Source organism: Pseudomonas sp. B21-048 (genome assembly GCF_024748615.1).
Classification (GTDB): domain Bacteria; phylum Pseudomonadota; class Gammaproteobacteria; order Pseudomonadales; family Pseudomonadaceae; genus Aquipseudomonas.
In genome coordinates this window covers 4,072,690-4,087,573 of the sequence record NZ_CP087168.1, presented here as the reverse complement: position 1 = coordinate 4,087,573, position 14,884 = coordinate 4,072,690, and the positions used below count along the sequence as shown (strand labels likewise).

Sequence of the window (14,884 nt, the reverse complement as noted above, 5' to 3'; positions counted from 1 at the left end):
CATCAACGCAGCATGGTGCGGGCATGTAACCTTCGATCTGGTTCAGCTGCCCTCGACCTGATTCTGTGGCGAACCGGCTGCCCAGGCCGCGATGTTCTGCAGGGTGGTCGCGGCAATCGCGCCGAGCGCTTCACGGGTGAGGAAGGCCTGGTGCGCCGTGATGATGACGTTCGGAAAGGTTAGAAGGCGCGCCAGCACATCGTCCTGCAGCGGCAGGTCGGAGCGATCCTCGAAGAACAGCTGCGCTTCCTCTTCATACACATCCAGCCCCAGATAGCCCAATTGCCCGTTCTTCAACGCATCGATCAGCGCCGGCGTATCCACCAGACCGCCACGCCCGGTGTTGATCAACATCGCGCCGGGCTGCATGTGCGCCAACGATTCGCTGTTGATCAAATGTTTGCTCTGTTCGTTGAGCGGGCAATGCAGGCTGATGATCTGCGACTCGGCCAGCAGTTGCGGCAAGCTGAGGTAGCACGCGCCGAGCGCTTCGACCTGTGGGTTCGGGTAAGGATCACAGGCCAATAACCGGCAGCCGAAGCCGTTCATGATTTTCGCGAAAGTCGCGCCGATCTGTCCGGTGCCGACGACGCCGACGGTCTTGCCCACGAGGTCGAAACCGGTCAGCCCGTGCAAGCTGAAATCTCCCTCGCGAGTACGGTTGTAGGCACGGTGCAGGCGGCGGTTAAGCGCCAGAATCAGCGCCACCGCATGTTCGGCCACCGCGTGAGGCGAGTAAGCCGGAACCCGCACAATCGCCAGCCCCAGGCGCTTGGCCACCGCCAGGTCGACATGGTTGTAACCGGCCGAGCGCAGGGCGATCAGGCGTGTGCCGCCCGCGGCCAGACGTTCGAGTACCGGGGCGCTGAGGTCATCATTGATGAAGGCGCAGACCACTTCGTGATGCTCCGCCAGCGCCACCGTGTTGAGGCTCAGTCGCGCCGGCTGGAACTGCAACTCGATGCCGACGGGCAGGTCGGCGCTCAGAAAACTGTCGCGGTCATAGGTCTGGCTGCTGAAAAGAATCGTGCGCATGTTGTCCTCCTGGAAATCTCACTCCACCTTAACCCTTAAAACGCCCGGCATTATTGCGCTGCATCAGGCATTGATGCGCGCCTGGGCCGCCAGGCGATTGATGGCTCGTTCGAGTTCCTCCAGCGCGCCAGTGGCTTTGGGGTCCTGTTGCTTGAGCAGGGTTTCACTGCGCTGGCAGGCGGCGCGCAGTTGCGGGACGCCGCAATAACGGGTCGCCCCATGCAGGCGATGGACTCGCTCGATCAGGGCATTCTGGTCATTGGCTTCACGGGCTACGCGGATGGCCTCGCGGTCGGCTTCCAGAGAGGCCAGCAACATGGCCAGCATGTCCGCCGCCAGATCAGCCTTGCCGGCCGCCAGACGCAGACCTTCATCGTGATCGAGTACCTGCAACTCATGACCGTTGTGGTTGTCGCTGGAGCGCTCCGGCCCGTGATTACGCAACGCTAGGCCGGTCCATTTCAACACCACCTGCGCCAGTTGCCGTTCACTGATGGGTTTGGTCAGGTAGTCGTCCATGCCACTTTGCAGCAACGCGCGTTTTTCGTTGGCCATCGCGTGGGCGGTAAGAGCAACGATCGGCAGCGGCGTGCAATGCCGCTCGCTTTCCCACTGGCGAATGGCTTCGGTGCTCTGGCGGCCGTCCATGCCGGGCATTTGCACGTCCATCAGCACCAGATCGAAGGTCTCGCTCTGCACGGCCTTGACCGCGGCGTAACCGCTTTCCACCGCGAGCACTTTGGCGCCCATGTCTTCGAGCAGGGTTTGCACCAGCAACAGATTGGCCGGGTTGTCATCGACGCAAAGGATCTTCGGCGCGCGACTGGAAAGCGGCTCGCCGGGGTCGCTGCGCTGCTGGCGCGGGTTGACCAGATCCGACAAGGCCCGGCGCAGTTTGCGCGTGCAGGCCGGTTTGGACTGCAGCTGGCTGTGGGGGTTGGGCACCGAGAGGTGGAACAGCGTCAGTTCGGTGGTCGGGCACAGCACCAACACTCTGCAGCCCAGGTGTTCGAGGTCCCAGATGTGCTGGTTGAGGCGCTCCGGCGGCATATCGTTGCTGGTGATGCCGAGCACTGCCAGACCGATGGCCTGATCGGTCTGATGGGCGCCAGTCACGCCATTGGCAAGGCTTTCCAAGGTGTTGAACAGCGTGACTGCCAGGCCGCAGTCTTCCAGTTGATGCTGCAAGGCCTGACGGGCCAGCTCATGGTTTTCCAACACCGCCACCCGCTGTCCGAGCAAGGGTGGGCCGGGCAGGTCTTCGGCGTCGTCGCGGGCTTTGGGCAGGCTCAGGCTGATCCAGAACTCCGAACCTTCACCCGGTGTGCTGTCGACGCCGATCTCGCCACCCATCTGTTCGATCAGGCGTTTGGAAATCACCAGCCCCAGGCCGGTGCCGCCAGGTTGCCGGGACAGCGAGTTATCAGCCTGACTGAAGGCCTGGAATAAAGCGCGCACGTCCTGATTCGACAGACCAATGCCGGTGTCCTGAATACTGATGCGCAGTTGCACGCTGTCTTCATGCTCTTCTTCGAGCATGGCCCGGGCGACAATGGTGCCTTCGCGGGTGAACTTGATCGCATTGCTCACAAGGTTGGTAAGGATCTGCTTGAGCCGCAGGGGATCGCCCACCAGCGATAGTGGCGTATCGCGATAAACCAGGCTCACCAGCTCAAGCTCTTTGGCGTGGGCAGCCGGGGCAAGGATGTTCAAGGTGTCTTGCAGCAAGTCGCGCAGGTTGAACGGAATATGGTCGAGCACCAGTTTGCCGGCCTCGATTTTCGAGAAGTCGAGAATCTCGTTGATGATCCCCAGCAAGCTGTCGGCGGATTTTTCGATGGTGCCCAGGTAATCGAGCTGGCGCGGGGTGAGTTCGCTTTTTTGCAGCAAATGGGTGAAGCCGAGAATGCCGTTGAGCGGCGTGCGGATTTCATGGCTCATGTTGGCTAGAAACTCGGATTTGATCCGGCTCGCCTCCAGGGCTTCCTTGCGCGCCAGGTCCAGCTCGATGTTCTGGATTTCGATGGTTTCCAGGTTCTGACGCACGTCTTCGGTGGCCTGGTCGACGCTGTTTTGCAATTCTTCCTGAGCGTTTTGCAGGGTTCCGGCCATGCGGTTGATGCCGGACGCCAGTTCATCCAGTTCCTGGCTGCCGAGAGGCGGCAGGCGGGTTTCCAGGTGACCGTCCTTGAGCTGAGCCACGGCCTGTTTGATCTGGCTCAGCGGCCGGTTAATGGTCCGGCCCATGCGCAACGCCAACAGTGCCGCACCGCCCAGGCCTGCGCCGATCAGCAGCAGGCTGGCGAACAGACTGCGATAACCGCGCAACAACATGCCGTTGTGGGACAGTTCAAGTTCGACCCAGCCCAGCAGGCGGTCGGCTTCATCGGGGATCGGGGCGCCGGCCAGGTTGCGGTGCTTGCCGAACACCGGCAGCAGGTAACGCGTGGCGTCATTGCCACTGCGGTGCAGCAGCTGTGAACCGCTGCCCAAAGGGGCCTGATTGAGCATGGTCGGGCCGGCGTGGGCCAGCGGTGTGCGGTCGGGGGCGAGGAACGTTACCGCGCGCACGTCGGTTTGTTCCAGGAACTGGGTGGCGATGCGTTCCAGCAGATCGTTGTCTTTGCGACCCATCGCCGGTGCCACCAGCGGCGCCAACTGTTCGGCAATCATTTCGCCGCGCTGCATGAGTTGGGATTGCAGGTCCGATTGCTGCATCCAGGTGAAATAGCCGCCCAGGACCAGCGCTATCAGGGTGGTCGGCAACAGGGTCAGCAACAGCACGCGGCCTTTAATTCCCAGTTTCTTGAGCACGCATCTCTCCCGCATCCAGCTGTTCATTGACCTGCACGTGCGTCCGGCACGCGCCACCTGCGCAGTGTAGCGATTTGCAGGCGGGCAATCTTCGTAAAAATGATGTCGTCATTCGTCGGCCAGTTCGGTGCTTTGGTCTCAGGGGCAAACCTTTGGGTTGCCGCCGACGAGGCAATCTTGAATAATCGGCAATTGAGAATTATTTGCAGATGATCATGGCTCCCATCTCTATCAGTCATCCCCGTATCCTCTCCATCGAAGACGATCTGGTGCTGGGTGCTTATGTTCATGAGCATCTGGAGCGCTGCGGTTTTCAGGTGACCTGGTGCCAGAACGGCCTGGAAGGGTTGGCCATTGCCCGCCAGCAAGCCTTCGATGTGGTGTTGATGGATATTCTGCTGCCGGGGCTGGATGGCCTGGCGGTGCTGACCCAACTGCGTCAGAGCCATTCCACGCCGGTGGTGCTGATGTCGGCGCTGGGCTCGGAGGCGGATCGCATCAGTGGCTTTCGCCTCGGCGCCGATGATTACCTGCCCAAACCGTTCAGCATGGTCGAATTGCGGGTGCGCATCGAGGCGATCCTGCGGCGGGTAGCGCTCGACCGGCGGCCGGCGCCGGCACCGATTGCCTCAGTGGTGGGCAGCCTGCGTTTCGATGAAGAACGGTGCGAGGTCTTTTGGGGCGGGCACGCGGCCGGCCTGACCCGCAGCGAATATCGGTTGCTGGATACATTGAATCGCAACGGCGATGAAGTACTAAGCAAGGCATTCCTGTATCAGCAGGTGTTGCAGCGCGGCTACGCGCCCCATGACCGCAGCCTCGACATGCACGTCAGCCAGATTCGTCGCAAACTCAAGGCCATCGGTTACACCGAGCGTGAAGTGCGTACGGTCTGGGGTAAGGGGTATGTATTGAGTGCGGCCGATGACATGGTCTGACGTGCCGGGCCGGCACTCACTGTTCTGGAAACTGGCTTGCTGGTTGGTGGCGTTCTGTCTGCTGATGATCTGGTTGAGCTGGTCCTGGGGCCGCTACATGGAAAAGAAAAACCTGTTCCTGTCCGACGAGGCCCGGGGCACCCTGACGCGCTACGCCGCCGAGGCGGAGCGGGCTTGGAACGAGCAGCAGAGTGCAGGCATTGATGCCTGGTTGCAGCGAGTCCGCCAGCGTGAGTCGACCTGGGTCGGTGTCATCGGCGCCGACTTGCAATCGCTGAGTAATCATCCGCTGGCCAACCAGGAAATCCAGCGCCTGACCTTTTTGCGCGGTCTGGATTGGCCGGTGAGTCGGCGTAATCAAGGCCTGCCGTGGCTGAAGATTCCATTTCCCAACGACCCGTCCGCCGCCAGCCTGGTGATCGAATTGCCTCAGCGTTTCATGCCCGGACGCTACCGGGTGTTTTGGCGGGTGATCACCAATGGAGTGATTCCCGGGCTGTTCACCCTGCTGCTGTGCGTGGGGCTGTATCGATTGTTGGTCGTGCCATTGAACAGCCTGCGCGAACAAGCCAACGCCTGGCGCGCCGACCAACTGACTGTGCGTTTATCGAGTAGCACCACCAACCGCTCGGACGAATTGGGGGAACTGGGCAGGGCCTTCGATTACATGGCCGAGCGCTTGCAAGGCACGGTGGCCCTGCAACAGCAACTGCTGCGCGACCTGTCCCATGAATTGCGCACACCGCTGAGCCGGCTGAGGGTGGCCAGCGAAAGCGAGCAAGACCTGGGGCAACTGCGCGAACGCATTGGCCGGGAAGTCGACGGCATGCAGCGTCTGGTCGAAGACGCCCTGCAACTCGCCTGGCTCGACACCGAGCGTGCGCCGTTGCCCGATGAGGCGATCCAGGTCCAGGCGTTGTGGGAAATGCTCACGGAAAACGCCTGCTATGAAAGTGGCTGGTCGGCGAGTCAGTTGCACTGCGCAGTGGATGCATCCTGCTGGGTGCGTGGCCATCTCAATACCCTGGCCCAGGCGCTGGAAAACATTCTGCGCAATGCCATTCGTCATTCACCCAAGGGCGGTGTCGTGACGCTCGGTGGTCGGCGTGATGGCGATTTCTGGCACTTGTGGCTGGAAGACGAGGGCGGCGGGGTGGCTGAAGAGGATCTTGAACGGATCTTCTCGCCGTTCATCCGGCTCGACGGTTCGCGGCCAGGGGATGGTGGATTCGGATTGGGTTTGAGCATCGCGAGGAATGCGGTGCGGAGGCAGGGCGGGCGGTTGTGGGCGGAAAACAGCGGGGCAGGGTTGCGGTTGAATATGCGGTTATTGGCGGATATTGATGGTGTCTGTGACGACGCCATCGCGAGCAGGCTCGCACACATTGAATGTGTGTCAGCCCCACATTGTGTGAACAACCCTGATCCCTGTGGGAGCGAGCCTGCTCGCGATGACATTCACCAACCCACCACAAAACCCACCCTTATTCCCATTCGCCATAAGCCCCTTACTTTGCGTGATATGGCCTGCGCTCGTTTGCCGGTATGATAGGCCCCCCCGCAGTCTGGATTGCGAATACGCCATGACCTTGCAGTACCCAACCATCGCCGATTGCGTCGGCAACACTCCGCTGGTCCGTTTGCAGCGCCTGCCTGGCGCCACCAGCAACACCCTTTTGCTCAAGCTCGAAGGGAATAACCCGGCGGGGTCGGTCAAGGACCGTCCGGCGCTGTCGATGATCACCCGCGCCGAATTGCGCGGGCAGATCCACGCCGGCGATACGCTGATCGAAGCGACCTCGGGCAACACCGGGATCGCCCTGGCGATGGCTGCCGCGATCAAGGGTTACAAGATGATCCTGATCATGCCGGACAACTCCAGTGCCGAGCGTAAAGCTGCCATGACGGCCTATGGCGCCGAGCTGATTCTGGTCAGCCAGGAAGAAGGCATGGAAGGCGCCCGCGACCTCGCCCAACGAATGGAGGCCGAAGGCCGCGGCAAGGTGCTGGATCAGTTCGCCAACGGTGACAACCCCGAGGCGCACTACACCACCACCGGTCCGGAAATCTGGCGTCAGACCGAAGGCACCATCACTCATTTCGTCAGCTCGATGGGCACCACCGGCACCATCATGGGCGTTTCGCGCTACTTGAAAGAGCAGAACGACAACGTGCAGATCATCGGCCTGCAACCGATGGAAGGCTCGGCGATTCCGGGCATCCGTCGCTGGCCGCAGGAATACCTGCCGAAGATCTACCAGGCCGAGCGCGTGGACCGGATCGTCGACATGGCGCAAAGCGAAGCCGAAGACGTGACCCGTCGTCTGGCGCGCGAAGAAGGCATCTTCTGCGGCGTGTCTTCGGGCGGTGCCGTGGCGGCGATGCTGCGTCTGTCCAAAGAAGTTGAAAACGCGGTGATCGTCGCGATCATCTGCGACCGTGGCGACCGTTACTTGTCGACCGGCATTTTCGACGCGCCCAACTGATGGCCAAGCAAGAGAGAGGCCTGCGCTTCCAGCCCGCGGGCGGCAGCAAGGCCCCGCAAGTCCCTACCGGCAAAAAGCAGCGCTTGACCATTGAGCGCCTGGCCAATGACGGTCGCGGTATCGCGTTTTTCGAAGGTCGCACCTGGTTCGTCATCGGCGCATTGGCCGGTGAAGACGTCGAGGCGCGGGTCTTGGGTGCCCACGGCAAAGTGGTCGAGGCGCGCACCGAGCGCGTATTCCAGGCCAGTGAATTGCGCCGCCCGGCACCGTGCGCTCATGCCGCTCGCTGCGGCGGTTGCAGCGTGCAGCATTTGCCCCACAACGAACAGCTCGCCCTGAAACAGCGCATGCTCGCCGAGCAATTGTCGCGGGTTGCCGGTGTCGAACCTGAAGAGTGGGCAGCGCCGTTGAGCGGTCCGGAATTCGGCTACCGTCGTCGCGCCCGCGTGGCGGTGCGTTGGGACATGAAAGCGAAAAAACTCGAAGTCGGCTTCCGCGCTGCCGGCAGTCAGGACATCGTCGCCATCAACGAATGCCCGGTGCTGGTACAGCCCTTGCAACCGATCATGACCCACTTGCCGGAGATGCTGCGGCGCTTGAGCAAACCTCAGGCGCTGGGGCATGTGGAGTTGTTCAGCGGTTCGTCATTGGCGGTATTGCTGCGGCACATGGCCCCGTTGTCCGAAGCCGACATGACCATTCTCAAGGAATTCTGTGCGTTCCATGAAGCCCAGTTGTGGCTGCATGGCGAGGGTGAGCCGCAGCCGGTCGAGGCCGATCAGTCGCTGGGCTATCGCCTTGAACAGTGGGACTTGAACCTGGCGTATCGGCCGGGGGATTTCATCCAGGTCAACGCCGGGGTCAACGAAGCGATGGTCGCCCAGGCGTTGGCATGGTTGGCGCCCAAATCCGATGAGCGGGTTCTGGATCTGTTCTGTGGGTTGGGCAACTTTGCCTTGCCGCTGGCCAAAACCGTTCGCGAAGTGGTGGCGGTGGAGGGCGTGCAGGCGATGGTCGAGCGGGCCGCCGCGAATGCCGCGAACAACAATTTGCATAATGCGAAGTTTTTTCAGGCCGATTTATCTCAGCCTTTGGCCGATGCCGAATGGGCCGATAAAGGCTTTTGTGCGGTACTCTTGGACCCACCTCGCGACGGCGCTTTTGAGGTGGTGCGCAAGCTTAAGTCCCTGGGCGCCAAACGATTGGTGTATGTGTCGTGCAACCCTGCAACGCTTGCGCGCGACACGGTCGAATTGATCAAGCAGGGCTACCGGTTAAAACGTGCCGGGATTCTCGATATGTTTCCTCAGACGGCACATGTCGAGGCCATGGCGTTATTTGAAGCGAGCTAGGACGGCTCGTCTGGTCCGACTGACCCGCTCGTGCAAAGCGCATTCGTCTTAGCCCCGCGAGTGCACACGGGCAGCAAAGGTCAGCGATTTGACGCATTGAATCTGCGTCGTAGGGAAGGTAAAGCAAGATGGTACAGGTGAGAGCACACCAGCCGATCAACACCGACGGCAGTATCAATCTCGAGGCTTGGCTCGATCATGCGGTCAGTGTCGATGCGGCGCTGGATCGCGAAGCCTTGAAGGAAGCCTGCGAGTTCGCTCGCGAGGCCGAACAACAAGCCAATGCGGCGAAGAATCTGTGGTCCGAAGGGACCTCTAGTTTCCGCACGGGCCTTGAGATCGCCGAGATTCTCGCCGACCTCAAACTCGACCAGGATTCGTTGGTTGCAGCGGTGCTGTACCGCGGCGTGCGCGAAGGCCAGATCCAGTTGCCGGCGGTCAGCCAGCGCTTCGGTCCGGTGGTCGCCAAACTCATCGACGGCGTGTTGCGCATGGCGGCGATCAGCGCCAGCCTGAGCCCCCGTCAATCCCTGGTGCTGGGCACTCAGGGCCAAGTCGAAAACCTGCGCAAAATGCTGGTGGCCATGGTCGACGACGTGCGCGTCGCGCTGATCAAACTGGCCGAGCGCACCTGTGCGATCCGCGCGGTGAAAACCGCCGACGACGAGAAGCGCAACCGCGTCGCCCGTGAAGTCTTCGACATTTACGCGCCGCTGGCCCACCGCCTCGGTATCGGTCATATCAAGTGGGAGCTGGAGGACTTGTCCTTCCGCTACCTTGAGCCCGACCAGTACAAGCAGATCGCCAAGTTGCTCCACGAGCGACGGCTGGATCGCGAGCGCTTCATTGCCGACGTGATGACCCAACTCAAAGACGAGTTGCAGGCCACCGGCGTCGATGCCGACATCAGCGGCCGAGCCAAACACATCTATTCGATCTGGCGCAAAATGCAGCGCAAGGGTCTGGAGTTCAGCCAGATCTACGACGTGCGCGCGGTTCGCGTGCTGGTGCCGGAAATGCGCGACTGCTACACCGCGCTCGGCATCGTCCACACCCTGTGGCGGCACATCCCGAAAGAATTCGACGACTACATCGCCAACCCGAAAGAGAACGGCTACCGCTCGCTGCACACCGCGGTCATCGGCCCTGAAGGCAAGGTGCTGGAAGTGCAGATCCGCACTCATGCGATGCACGAAGAAGCCGAGCTGGGGGTGTGTGCGCACTGGAAGTACAAAGGCACCGACGTCAAGTCCAGCTCCAATCACTACGAAGAGAAAATCTCCTGGCTGCGTCAGGTCCTCGAGTGGCACGAAGAACTCGGTGATATTGGTGGCCTTGCCGAACAACTGCGGGTCGATATCGAGCCGGACCGGGTCTATATCTTTACCCCGGACGGTCACGCCATCGACTTGCCGAAGGGCGCGACGCCGCTGGACTTCGCTTACCGCGTGCACACCGAAATCGGTCACAACTGCCGCGGCGCCAAGATCAACGGGCGCATCGTACCGCTCAACTACAGCCTGCAAACCGGTGAACAGGTCGAGATCATCACCAGCAAGCACGGCACCCCAAGCCGCGACTGGCTGAACCCGAACCTGGGTTACATCACCACCTCGCGGGCCCGGGCGAAGATCGTTCATTGGTTCAAGTTGCAAGCCCGCGATCAGAACGTCGCGGCCGGTAAAACCTTGCTCGAGCGCGAACTCAACCGCCTCGGCCTGCCGCAGGTGGACTTCGACAAGCTGGCCGAAAAGGCCAACATGAAGACCGCCGAGGACATGTTCGCCGCCTTGGGCGCAGGCGATTTACGCCTGGCACAACTGGTGAACCTGGCGCAGCAACTGGTCGAGCCGGAGCGCGGCAACGAACAGCTGGAACTGATCCCGCGCAAAGCCACAGGCTACAAGCCAGGCAAGCGCGGCGACATTCAGATCCAGGGCGTCGGCAACCTGATGACCCAGATGGCCGGCTGCTGCCAGCCGCTGCCGGGGGATGCGATCGTCGGTTACATCACTCAGGGCCGTGGCGTGAGCATTCACCGTCAGGACTGCGCCTCGGTACTGCAACTGGCCGGGCGCGAGCCGGAGCGGATCATCCAGGTCAGCTGGGGCCCGGTGCCGGTGCTCACCTACCCGGTGGACATCATCATTCGCGCCTACGACCGTTCCGGTCTGCTGCGTGACGTGTCGCAGGTGCTGCTCAACGAGCGGATCAACGTGCTGGCGGTCAACACCCGTTCGAACAAAGAGGACAACACGGCGTTGATGTCCCTGACCATCGAGATTCCGGGGCTGGATGCGCTGGGGCGGTTGCTGGGACGGATTTCCCAGTTGCCGAACATCATCGAAACCCGCCGTAACCGCACGCCGTGAGAGACCTGCACGGAAATTGATGGTGACTGTACAAATGCAATCTGTAGAGACTGATTGATGTATTCACTTGAAGACTTGCTGCACCTGATGAACCGTCTGCGCGACCCGCAATACGGCTGCCCGTGGGACATCAAGCAAACTTACGCCACCATCGTCCCGCACACCCTCGAGGAAGCCTACGAAGTCGCCGACGCCATCGAACGCGGGGACTTCGATCACTTGCAGAGTGAGTTGGGCGACTTGCTGTTCCAGGTGGTTTATTACAGCCAACTGGCCCGGGAAGAAGGGCGCTTCGAGTTCGAAGGCGTGGTCGACAGCATCACGCGCAAACTGATCCGCCGTCATCCTCACGTGTTCCCCACCGGTGATCTGTATGCGCCGCTGGACATCCCGCGTTTGAATGAAGAGCAGGTCAAGCAACGCTGGGAAGAGATCAAGGCGCAAGAACGCGCCGAGAAGTCTTCGGCGCCGCAGCAGTTGTCCTTGCTCGACGACGTGCCTGCCGCGTTGCCGGCGCTGTCCCGTTCGGCAAAACTGCAGAAGCGCGCAGGGCAGGTCGGTTTCGACTGGCCGGACGCCTTGCCGGTGCTCGACAAGGTGCGCGAAGAGCTCGATGAAGTGCTCGAAGCCATGGCCGACAATGACTTGGTAGCGATTGCCGATGAAGTCGGCGACTTGCTGTTTTCCGTGGTCAATCTGGCGCGACATCTCAAGGTCGATCCGGAAACAGCACTGCGTGGCGCGAACTCAAAGTTTGAAAGACGCTTCCGATTTATCGAACAGGCATTGCGCGACACCCACCGTCCCATAGAAGATTGCACCCTCGAAGAGTTGGACGCCTTGTGGGGCGAAGCCAAACGTCAGGAAAAGAATTTGCCCAGCTGCGGTTGAGCAGTTGCCTAAGTGAGAAATAAGCATCATGAGCATTTCCCTTCGCGACCAGTTGCTCAAAGCAGGGCTGGTCAATCAAAAGCAGGCCAAACAGGTCGGCAAAGAGAAGCAGAAGCAGCAACGTCTGGCCCACAAAGGCCAGATCGAACTCGATGACTCCCAGCAGCGTGCCGCTCAGGAAGCCATGGCCGAGAAGGTCAAGCGCGACCAGGAGCTGAACCGCCAGCAGCAGGAGAAAGCCGAAGCGAAGGCCCGCGCCGCCCAGGTCAAGCAATTGATCGAAGTCTCGCGCCTGCCCAAGCTGACCACCGAGGATTACTACAACTTCGTTGACGACAAGAAGGTCAAGCGTATCTCCGTCAACACCCTGATGCGTAACAAGCTCAGCAGCGGTTCGCTGGCGATCGTGCATCACGCCGGTGGATACGAAGTGATCCCGCGTGAAGCGGCCCTGAAGATCCAGGAGCGCGATCCGCAGCGCATCGTGCAGCTGAATGTGCAGACAGAAGAAGTCAGCGCGGAAGACGATCCATACGCGGCCTATCAGATCCCTGACGATCTGATGTGGTAAGCCGTTAGCGACTGCAATAACGACAAACCCCGCTCATGGCGGGGTTTGTCGTTTTCAATGCGGTCATTATGCAGAACGCGCTTCGCGCTGCTGCTCCAGTGTTTCCAGTTCGGCCTTGTATTGGTGGGCTTCGGTCTCGGAGTGAAACATCCCGACCAACAGGTCTTGTTGATGCACATCCCAGATGCGGATACCGGCGGCGATGCCTTCATGGGACATATGTGAATCGTCGCGTTCAGTTACTTTTACAGTCATCTGCTAGCTCCAATCTCTGTTATCTGCAGCAAGGCGTGTGCAGGCCTTTGTTATAAGTTTGATTAGCAGGCTAAGTAAACGACTGAGTTCGGCAACGAATTTTTGCAGAATCGGCAAAAGTCCTGCAGCCCGCGAAATACGCGACATTCAGTCGCAGGCCCAGAAGTTTCATGACAAAGGTTTCATGTTCGCGAGAAGAAAGCCGCTGAGTTTGAATGAAGAATTGCGATTGGGGGCCCAGTTTATTACAGGCAAAAAAAACGCCCCGAACCAGTCGGGGCGTTTTCATGTGCGGCTCAGCAGCGGGTAATTACTTACCTGCCCAGCGCTTCAGGACCAGCGTGGCGTTGGTGCCGCCGAAGCCGAAGCTGTTGCTCATCACGGTGTTGAGGGTGGCGTCTTCGCGAGTCTTGGTCAGGATTGGCATGTCTGCCACTTCCGGATCCAGTTCGTCGATGTTGGCCGAACCCGCCATGAAGTTGCCTTCCATCATCAGCAGGCAGTAGATCGCTTCGTGAACACCGGCGGCGCCCAGGGAGTGACCCGACAGGCTCTTGGTGGAGCTGATGGCCGGAGCGTTGTCGCCGAACACTTCACGCACACCTTTCATTTCCATGACGTCGCCGACCGGAGTCGAGGTGCCGTGGGTGTTCAGGTAGTCGATCGGTGCGTCGACGGTGGACATGGCCATCTGCATGCAGCGGATAGCGCCTTCGCCGCTCGGAGCGACCATGTCGTAGCCATCGGAGGTCGCGCCGTAGCCAACGATTTCCGCGTAGATCTTCGCGCCGCGGGCCAGAGCGTGTTCCAGCTCCTCGACCACGACCATGCCGCCACCGCCGGCAATGACGAAACCGTCACGCTTGGCGTCGTAGGCACGGGAAGCTTTTTCCGGGGTTTCGTTGTACTGGGTGGACAGGGCGCCCATGGCGTCGAACAGGAACGATTGGCTCCAGTGTTCTTCTTCACCACCACCGGCGAAGACGATGTCCTGCTTGCCCAGCTGGATCTGTTCCATGGCGTTACCGATGCAGTGAGCACTGGTAGCGCAAGCGGAGGAGATCGAGTAGTTCACACCCTTGATCTTGAACGGCGTGGCCAGGCAGGCCGAGACGGTGCTGCCCATGGTCCGCGTGACGCGGTACGGGCCGACGCGCTTGACGCCTTTCTCGCGCAGGATGTCCAGCGCTTCCATCTGGTTCAAGGTCGACGCGCCACCGGAGCCGGCGATCAGGCCGGTACGCACGTTGGAGACTTGCTCATCGGTCAGACCGGAATCTGCGATGGCATCTTTCATGGCCAGGTAGGCGTAAGCCGCCGCGTGGCCGACGAAGCGAAAGATCTTGCGATCGATCAGCTCTTCGAGGGGAAGGTCAATGGAGCCGGAAACCTGGCTACGCAGACCCATTTCGGCATATTCCGGATTGAACCGGATGCCAGGGCGGCTTGCACGCAGGTTAGCGGAGACGGTCTCTTTGTCATTGCCCAGGCACGAAACGATGCCCAGACCAGTGATAACGACGCGGCGCATGCGGATAACCCTTAGAAGTTGTCAGTGGAGGTGAAAACGCCGACCCGAAGGCCTTCGGCGGTGTAGATTTCGCGGCCGTCGACGGTCACCGAACCATCGGCAATGGCCATGTTCAGCTTGCCCTTGAGGACGCGTTTGATATGAATGTTATAGGTGACTTTCTTGGCGGTCGGCAGTACCTGGCCAAAAAATTTCACTTCGCCCGAACCCAAGGCGCGACCGCGGCCGGGCAGACCTTGCCAGCCGAGGAAGAAACCGACCAGTTGCCACATGGCATCGAGGCCCAGGCAGCCCGGCATCACCGGATCACCTTCGAAGTGGCAGGCGAAGAACCACAGGTCTGGAGTGATATCCAGCTCGGCGACCAATTCACCTTTGCCGTACTTGCCACCTTCTTCGCTGATATGGGTGATGCGATCGACCATCAGCATGTTCGGGGCGGGCAGTTGCGCGTTACCTGGGCCGAACAGCTCACCGCGACTGCAGCGCAGCAGGTCTTCCCGGGTAAAGGCGTTTTGTTTGGTCATGCGAGCTCCTCAATAGTCCATGCGGCAGGGTGGGGGCGAATCTTCCCGGCCGATCGAAGCATTCACGCCTCGAGTCAGCAGCCTACTCATAGACTATTGCGTTGTGGTGAAA

At 60.6% G+C, this 14,884-nt stretch carries 12 protein-coding genes; 7 read left to right on the top strand and 5 right to left on the bottom strand.

What is annotated here, in order from left to right:
* Positions 1–42 precede the first annotated feature (42 nt).
* Together LOY56_RS19225 and LOY56_RS19220 are read right to left on the bottom strand one after the other, a co-directional pair.
* Positions 43–1,035: a 2-hydroxyacid dehydrogenase gene (locus tag LOY56_RS19225; RefSeq protein WP_258616585.1), complete on the bottom strand. Its 993-nt coding sequence runs from the start codon at positions 1,033–1,035 to the stop codon at positions 43–45.
* A 63-nt stretch (positions 1,036–1,098) separates the two neighbouring features.
* A complete protein-coding gene (locus tag LOY56_RS19220; RefSeq protein WP_258616584.1) occupies positions 1,099–3,849 on the bottom strand; it encodes a response regulator in 2,751 nt (916 codons plus the stop codon).
* A 215-nt stretch (positions 3,850–4,064) separates the two neighbouring features.
* Here LOY56_RS19220 and LOY56_RS19215 point away from each other — a divergent pair, with 215 nt between their 5' ends.
* The 7 genes from LOY56_RS19215 (at position 4,065) to LOY56_RS19185 (ending at position 12,459) form a co-directional block, all read left to right on the top strand.
* Complete coding sequence (locus LOY56_RS19215) at positions 4,065–4,787, top strand: response regulator transcription factor (RefSeq protein WP_258616583.1); 723 nt, start codon at positions 4,065–4,067, stop codon at positions 4,785–4,787.
* Complete coding sequence (locus LOY56_RS19210; protein WP_258616581.1) at positions 4,774–6,336, top strand: sensor histidine kinase; 1,563 nt, start codon at positions 4,774–4,776, stop codon at positions 6,334–6,336. The genes LOY56_RS19215 and LOY56_RS19210 overlap by 14 nt, the downstream gene beginning before the upstream one ends.
* A gap of 34 nt (positions 6,337–6,370) precedes the next feature.
* Positions 6,371–7,273: a cysteine synthase CysM gene (cysM, locus tag LOY56_RS19205; protein WP_007899067.1), complete on the top strand. Its 903-nt coding sequence runs from the start codon at positions 6,371–6,373 to the stop codon at positions 7,271–7,273.
* Positions 7,273–8,625 (top strand): 23S rRNA (uracil(1939)-C(5))-methyltransferase RlmD, encoded by a 1,353-nt coding sequence (rlmD, locus tag LOY56_RS19200; protein WP_258616576.1) that lies wholly within the window; start codon positions 7,273–7,275, stop codon positions 8,623–8,625. Before cysM ends, rlmD begins: the two co-directional genes overlap by 1 nt.
* A gap of 128 nt (positions 8,626–8,753) precedes the next feature.
* Positions 8,754–10,997, top strand: a complete 2,244-nt coding sequence (gene relA, locus LOY56_RS19195) for a GTP diphosphokinase (protein ID WP_258616574.1) — start codon at positions 8,754–8,756, stop codon at positions 10,995–10,997.
* Between the two features lie 57 nt (positions 10,998–11,054).
* Positions 11,055–11,888 carry a nucleoside triphosphate pyrophosphohydrolase gene (gene mazG / locus LOY56_RS19190; RefSeq protein ID WP_258616573.1) on the top strand — a complete coding sequence of 278 codons (834 nt, stop codon included), beginning with the start codon at positions 11,055–11,057 and terminating at the stop codon, positions 11,886–11,888.
* A gap of 28 nt (positions 11,889–11,916) precedes the next feature.
* Positions 11,917–12,459 carry a DUF2058 domain-containing protein gene (locus LOY56_RS19185; protein WP_030130085.1) on the top strand — a complete coding sequence of 181 codons (543 nt, stop codon included), beginning with the start codon at positions 11,917–11,919 and terminating at the stop codon, positions 12,457–12,459.
* A gap of 66 nt (positions 12,460–12,525) precedes the next feature.
* On the opposite strand, the gene LOY56_RS19180 is transcribed toward LOY56_RS19185, so the two are convergent.
* The 3 genes from LOY56_RS19180 to fabA form a co-directional block, all read right to left on the bottom strand.
* The gene (locus LOY56_RS19180; protein ID WP_030130084.1) at positions 12,526–12,714 is read right to left on the bottom strand and encodes a hypothetical protein; all 189 of its coding nucleotides are present in this window, start codon (positions 12,712–12,714) and stop codon (positions 12,526–12,528) included.
* A gap of 310 nt (positions 12,715–13,024) precedes the next feature.
* Positions 13,025–14,245: a beta-ketoacyl-ACP synthase I gene (fabB, locus tag LOY56_RS19175; RefSeq protein WP_258616571.1), complete on the bottom strand. Its 1,221-nt coding sequence runs from the start codon at positions 14,243–14,245 to the stop codon at positions 13,025–13,027.
* A gap of 11 nt (positions 14,246–14,256) precedes the next feature.
* The gene (fabA, locus tag LOY56_RS19170; protein ID WP_007899046.1) at positions 14,257–14,772 is read right to left on the bottom strand and encodes a 3-hydroxyacyl-[acyl-carrier-protein] dehydratase FabA; all 516 of its coding nucleotides are present in this window, start codon (positions 14,770–14,772) and stop codon (positions 14,257–14,259) included.
* Between the last annotated feature and the right edge of the window lie 112 nt (positions 14,773–14,884).

Excerpts from the sequence above, each read along its gene's own strand:
- LOY56_RS19225 (WP_258616585.1), bottom strand. The coding sequence starts at position 1,035 with ATGCGCACGATTCTTTTCAGCAGCCAGACCTATGACCGCGACAGTTTT.
- LOY56_RS19215 (WP_258616583.1), top strand. The coding sequence starts at position 4,065 with ATGGCTCCCATCTCTATCAGTCATCCCCGTATCCTCTCCATCGAAGAC.
- LOY56_RS19210 (WP_258616581.1), top strand. The coding sequence starts at position 4,774 with ATGACATGGTCTGACGTGCCGGGCCGGCACTCACTGTTCTGGAAACTG.
- cysM (WP_007899067.1), top strand. The coding sequence starts at position 6,371 with ATGACCTTGCAGTACCCAACCATCGCCGATTGCGTCGGCAACACTCCG.
- rlmD (WP_258616576.1), top strand. The coding sequence starts at position 7,273 with ATGGCCAAGCAAGAGAGAGGCCTGCGCTTCCAGCCCGCGGGCGGCAGC.
- relA (WP_258616574.1), top strand. The coding sequence starts at position 8,754 with ATGGTACAGGTGAGAGCACACCAGCCGATCAACACCGACGGCAGTATC.
- mazG (WP_258616573.1), top strand. The coding sequence starts at position 11,055 with ATGTATTCACTTGAAGACTTGCTGCACCTGATGAACCGTCTGCGCGAC.
- LOY56_RS19185 (WP_030130085.1), top strand. The coding sequence starts at position 11,917 with ATGAGCATTTCCCTTCGCGACCAGTTGCTCAAAGCAGGGCTGGTCAAT.
- LOY56_RS19180 (WP_030130084.1), bottom strand. The coding sequence starts at position 12,714 with ATGACTGTAAAAGTAACTGAACGCGACGATTCACATATGTCCCATGAA.
- fabB (WP_258616571.1), bottom strand. The coding sequence starts at position 14,245 with ATGCGCCGCGTCGTTATCACTGGTCTGGGCATCGTTTCGTGCCTGGGC.
- fabA (WP_007899046.1), bottom strand. The coding sequence starts at position 14,772 with ATGACCAAACAAAACGCCTTTACCCGGGAAGACCTGCTGCGCTGCAGT.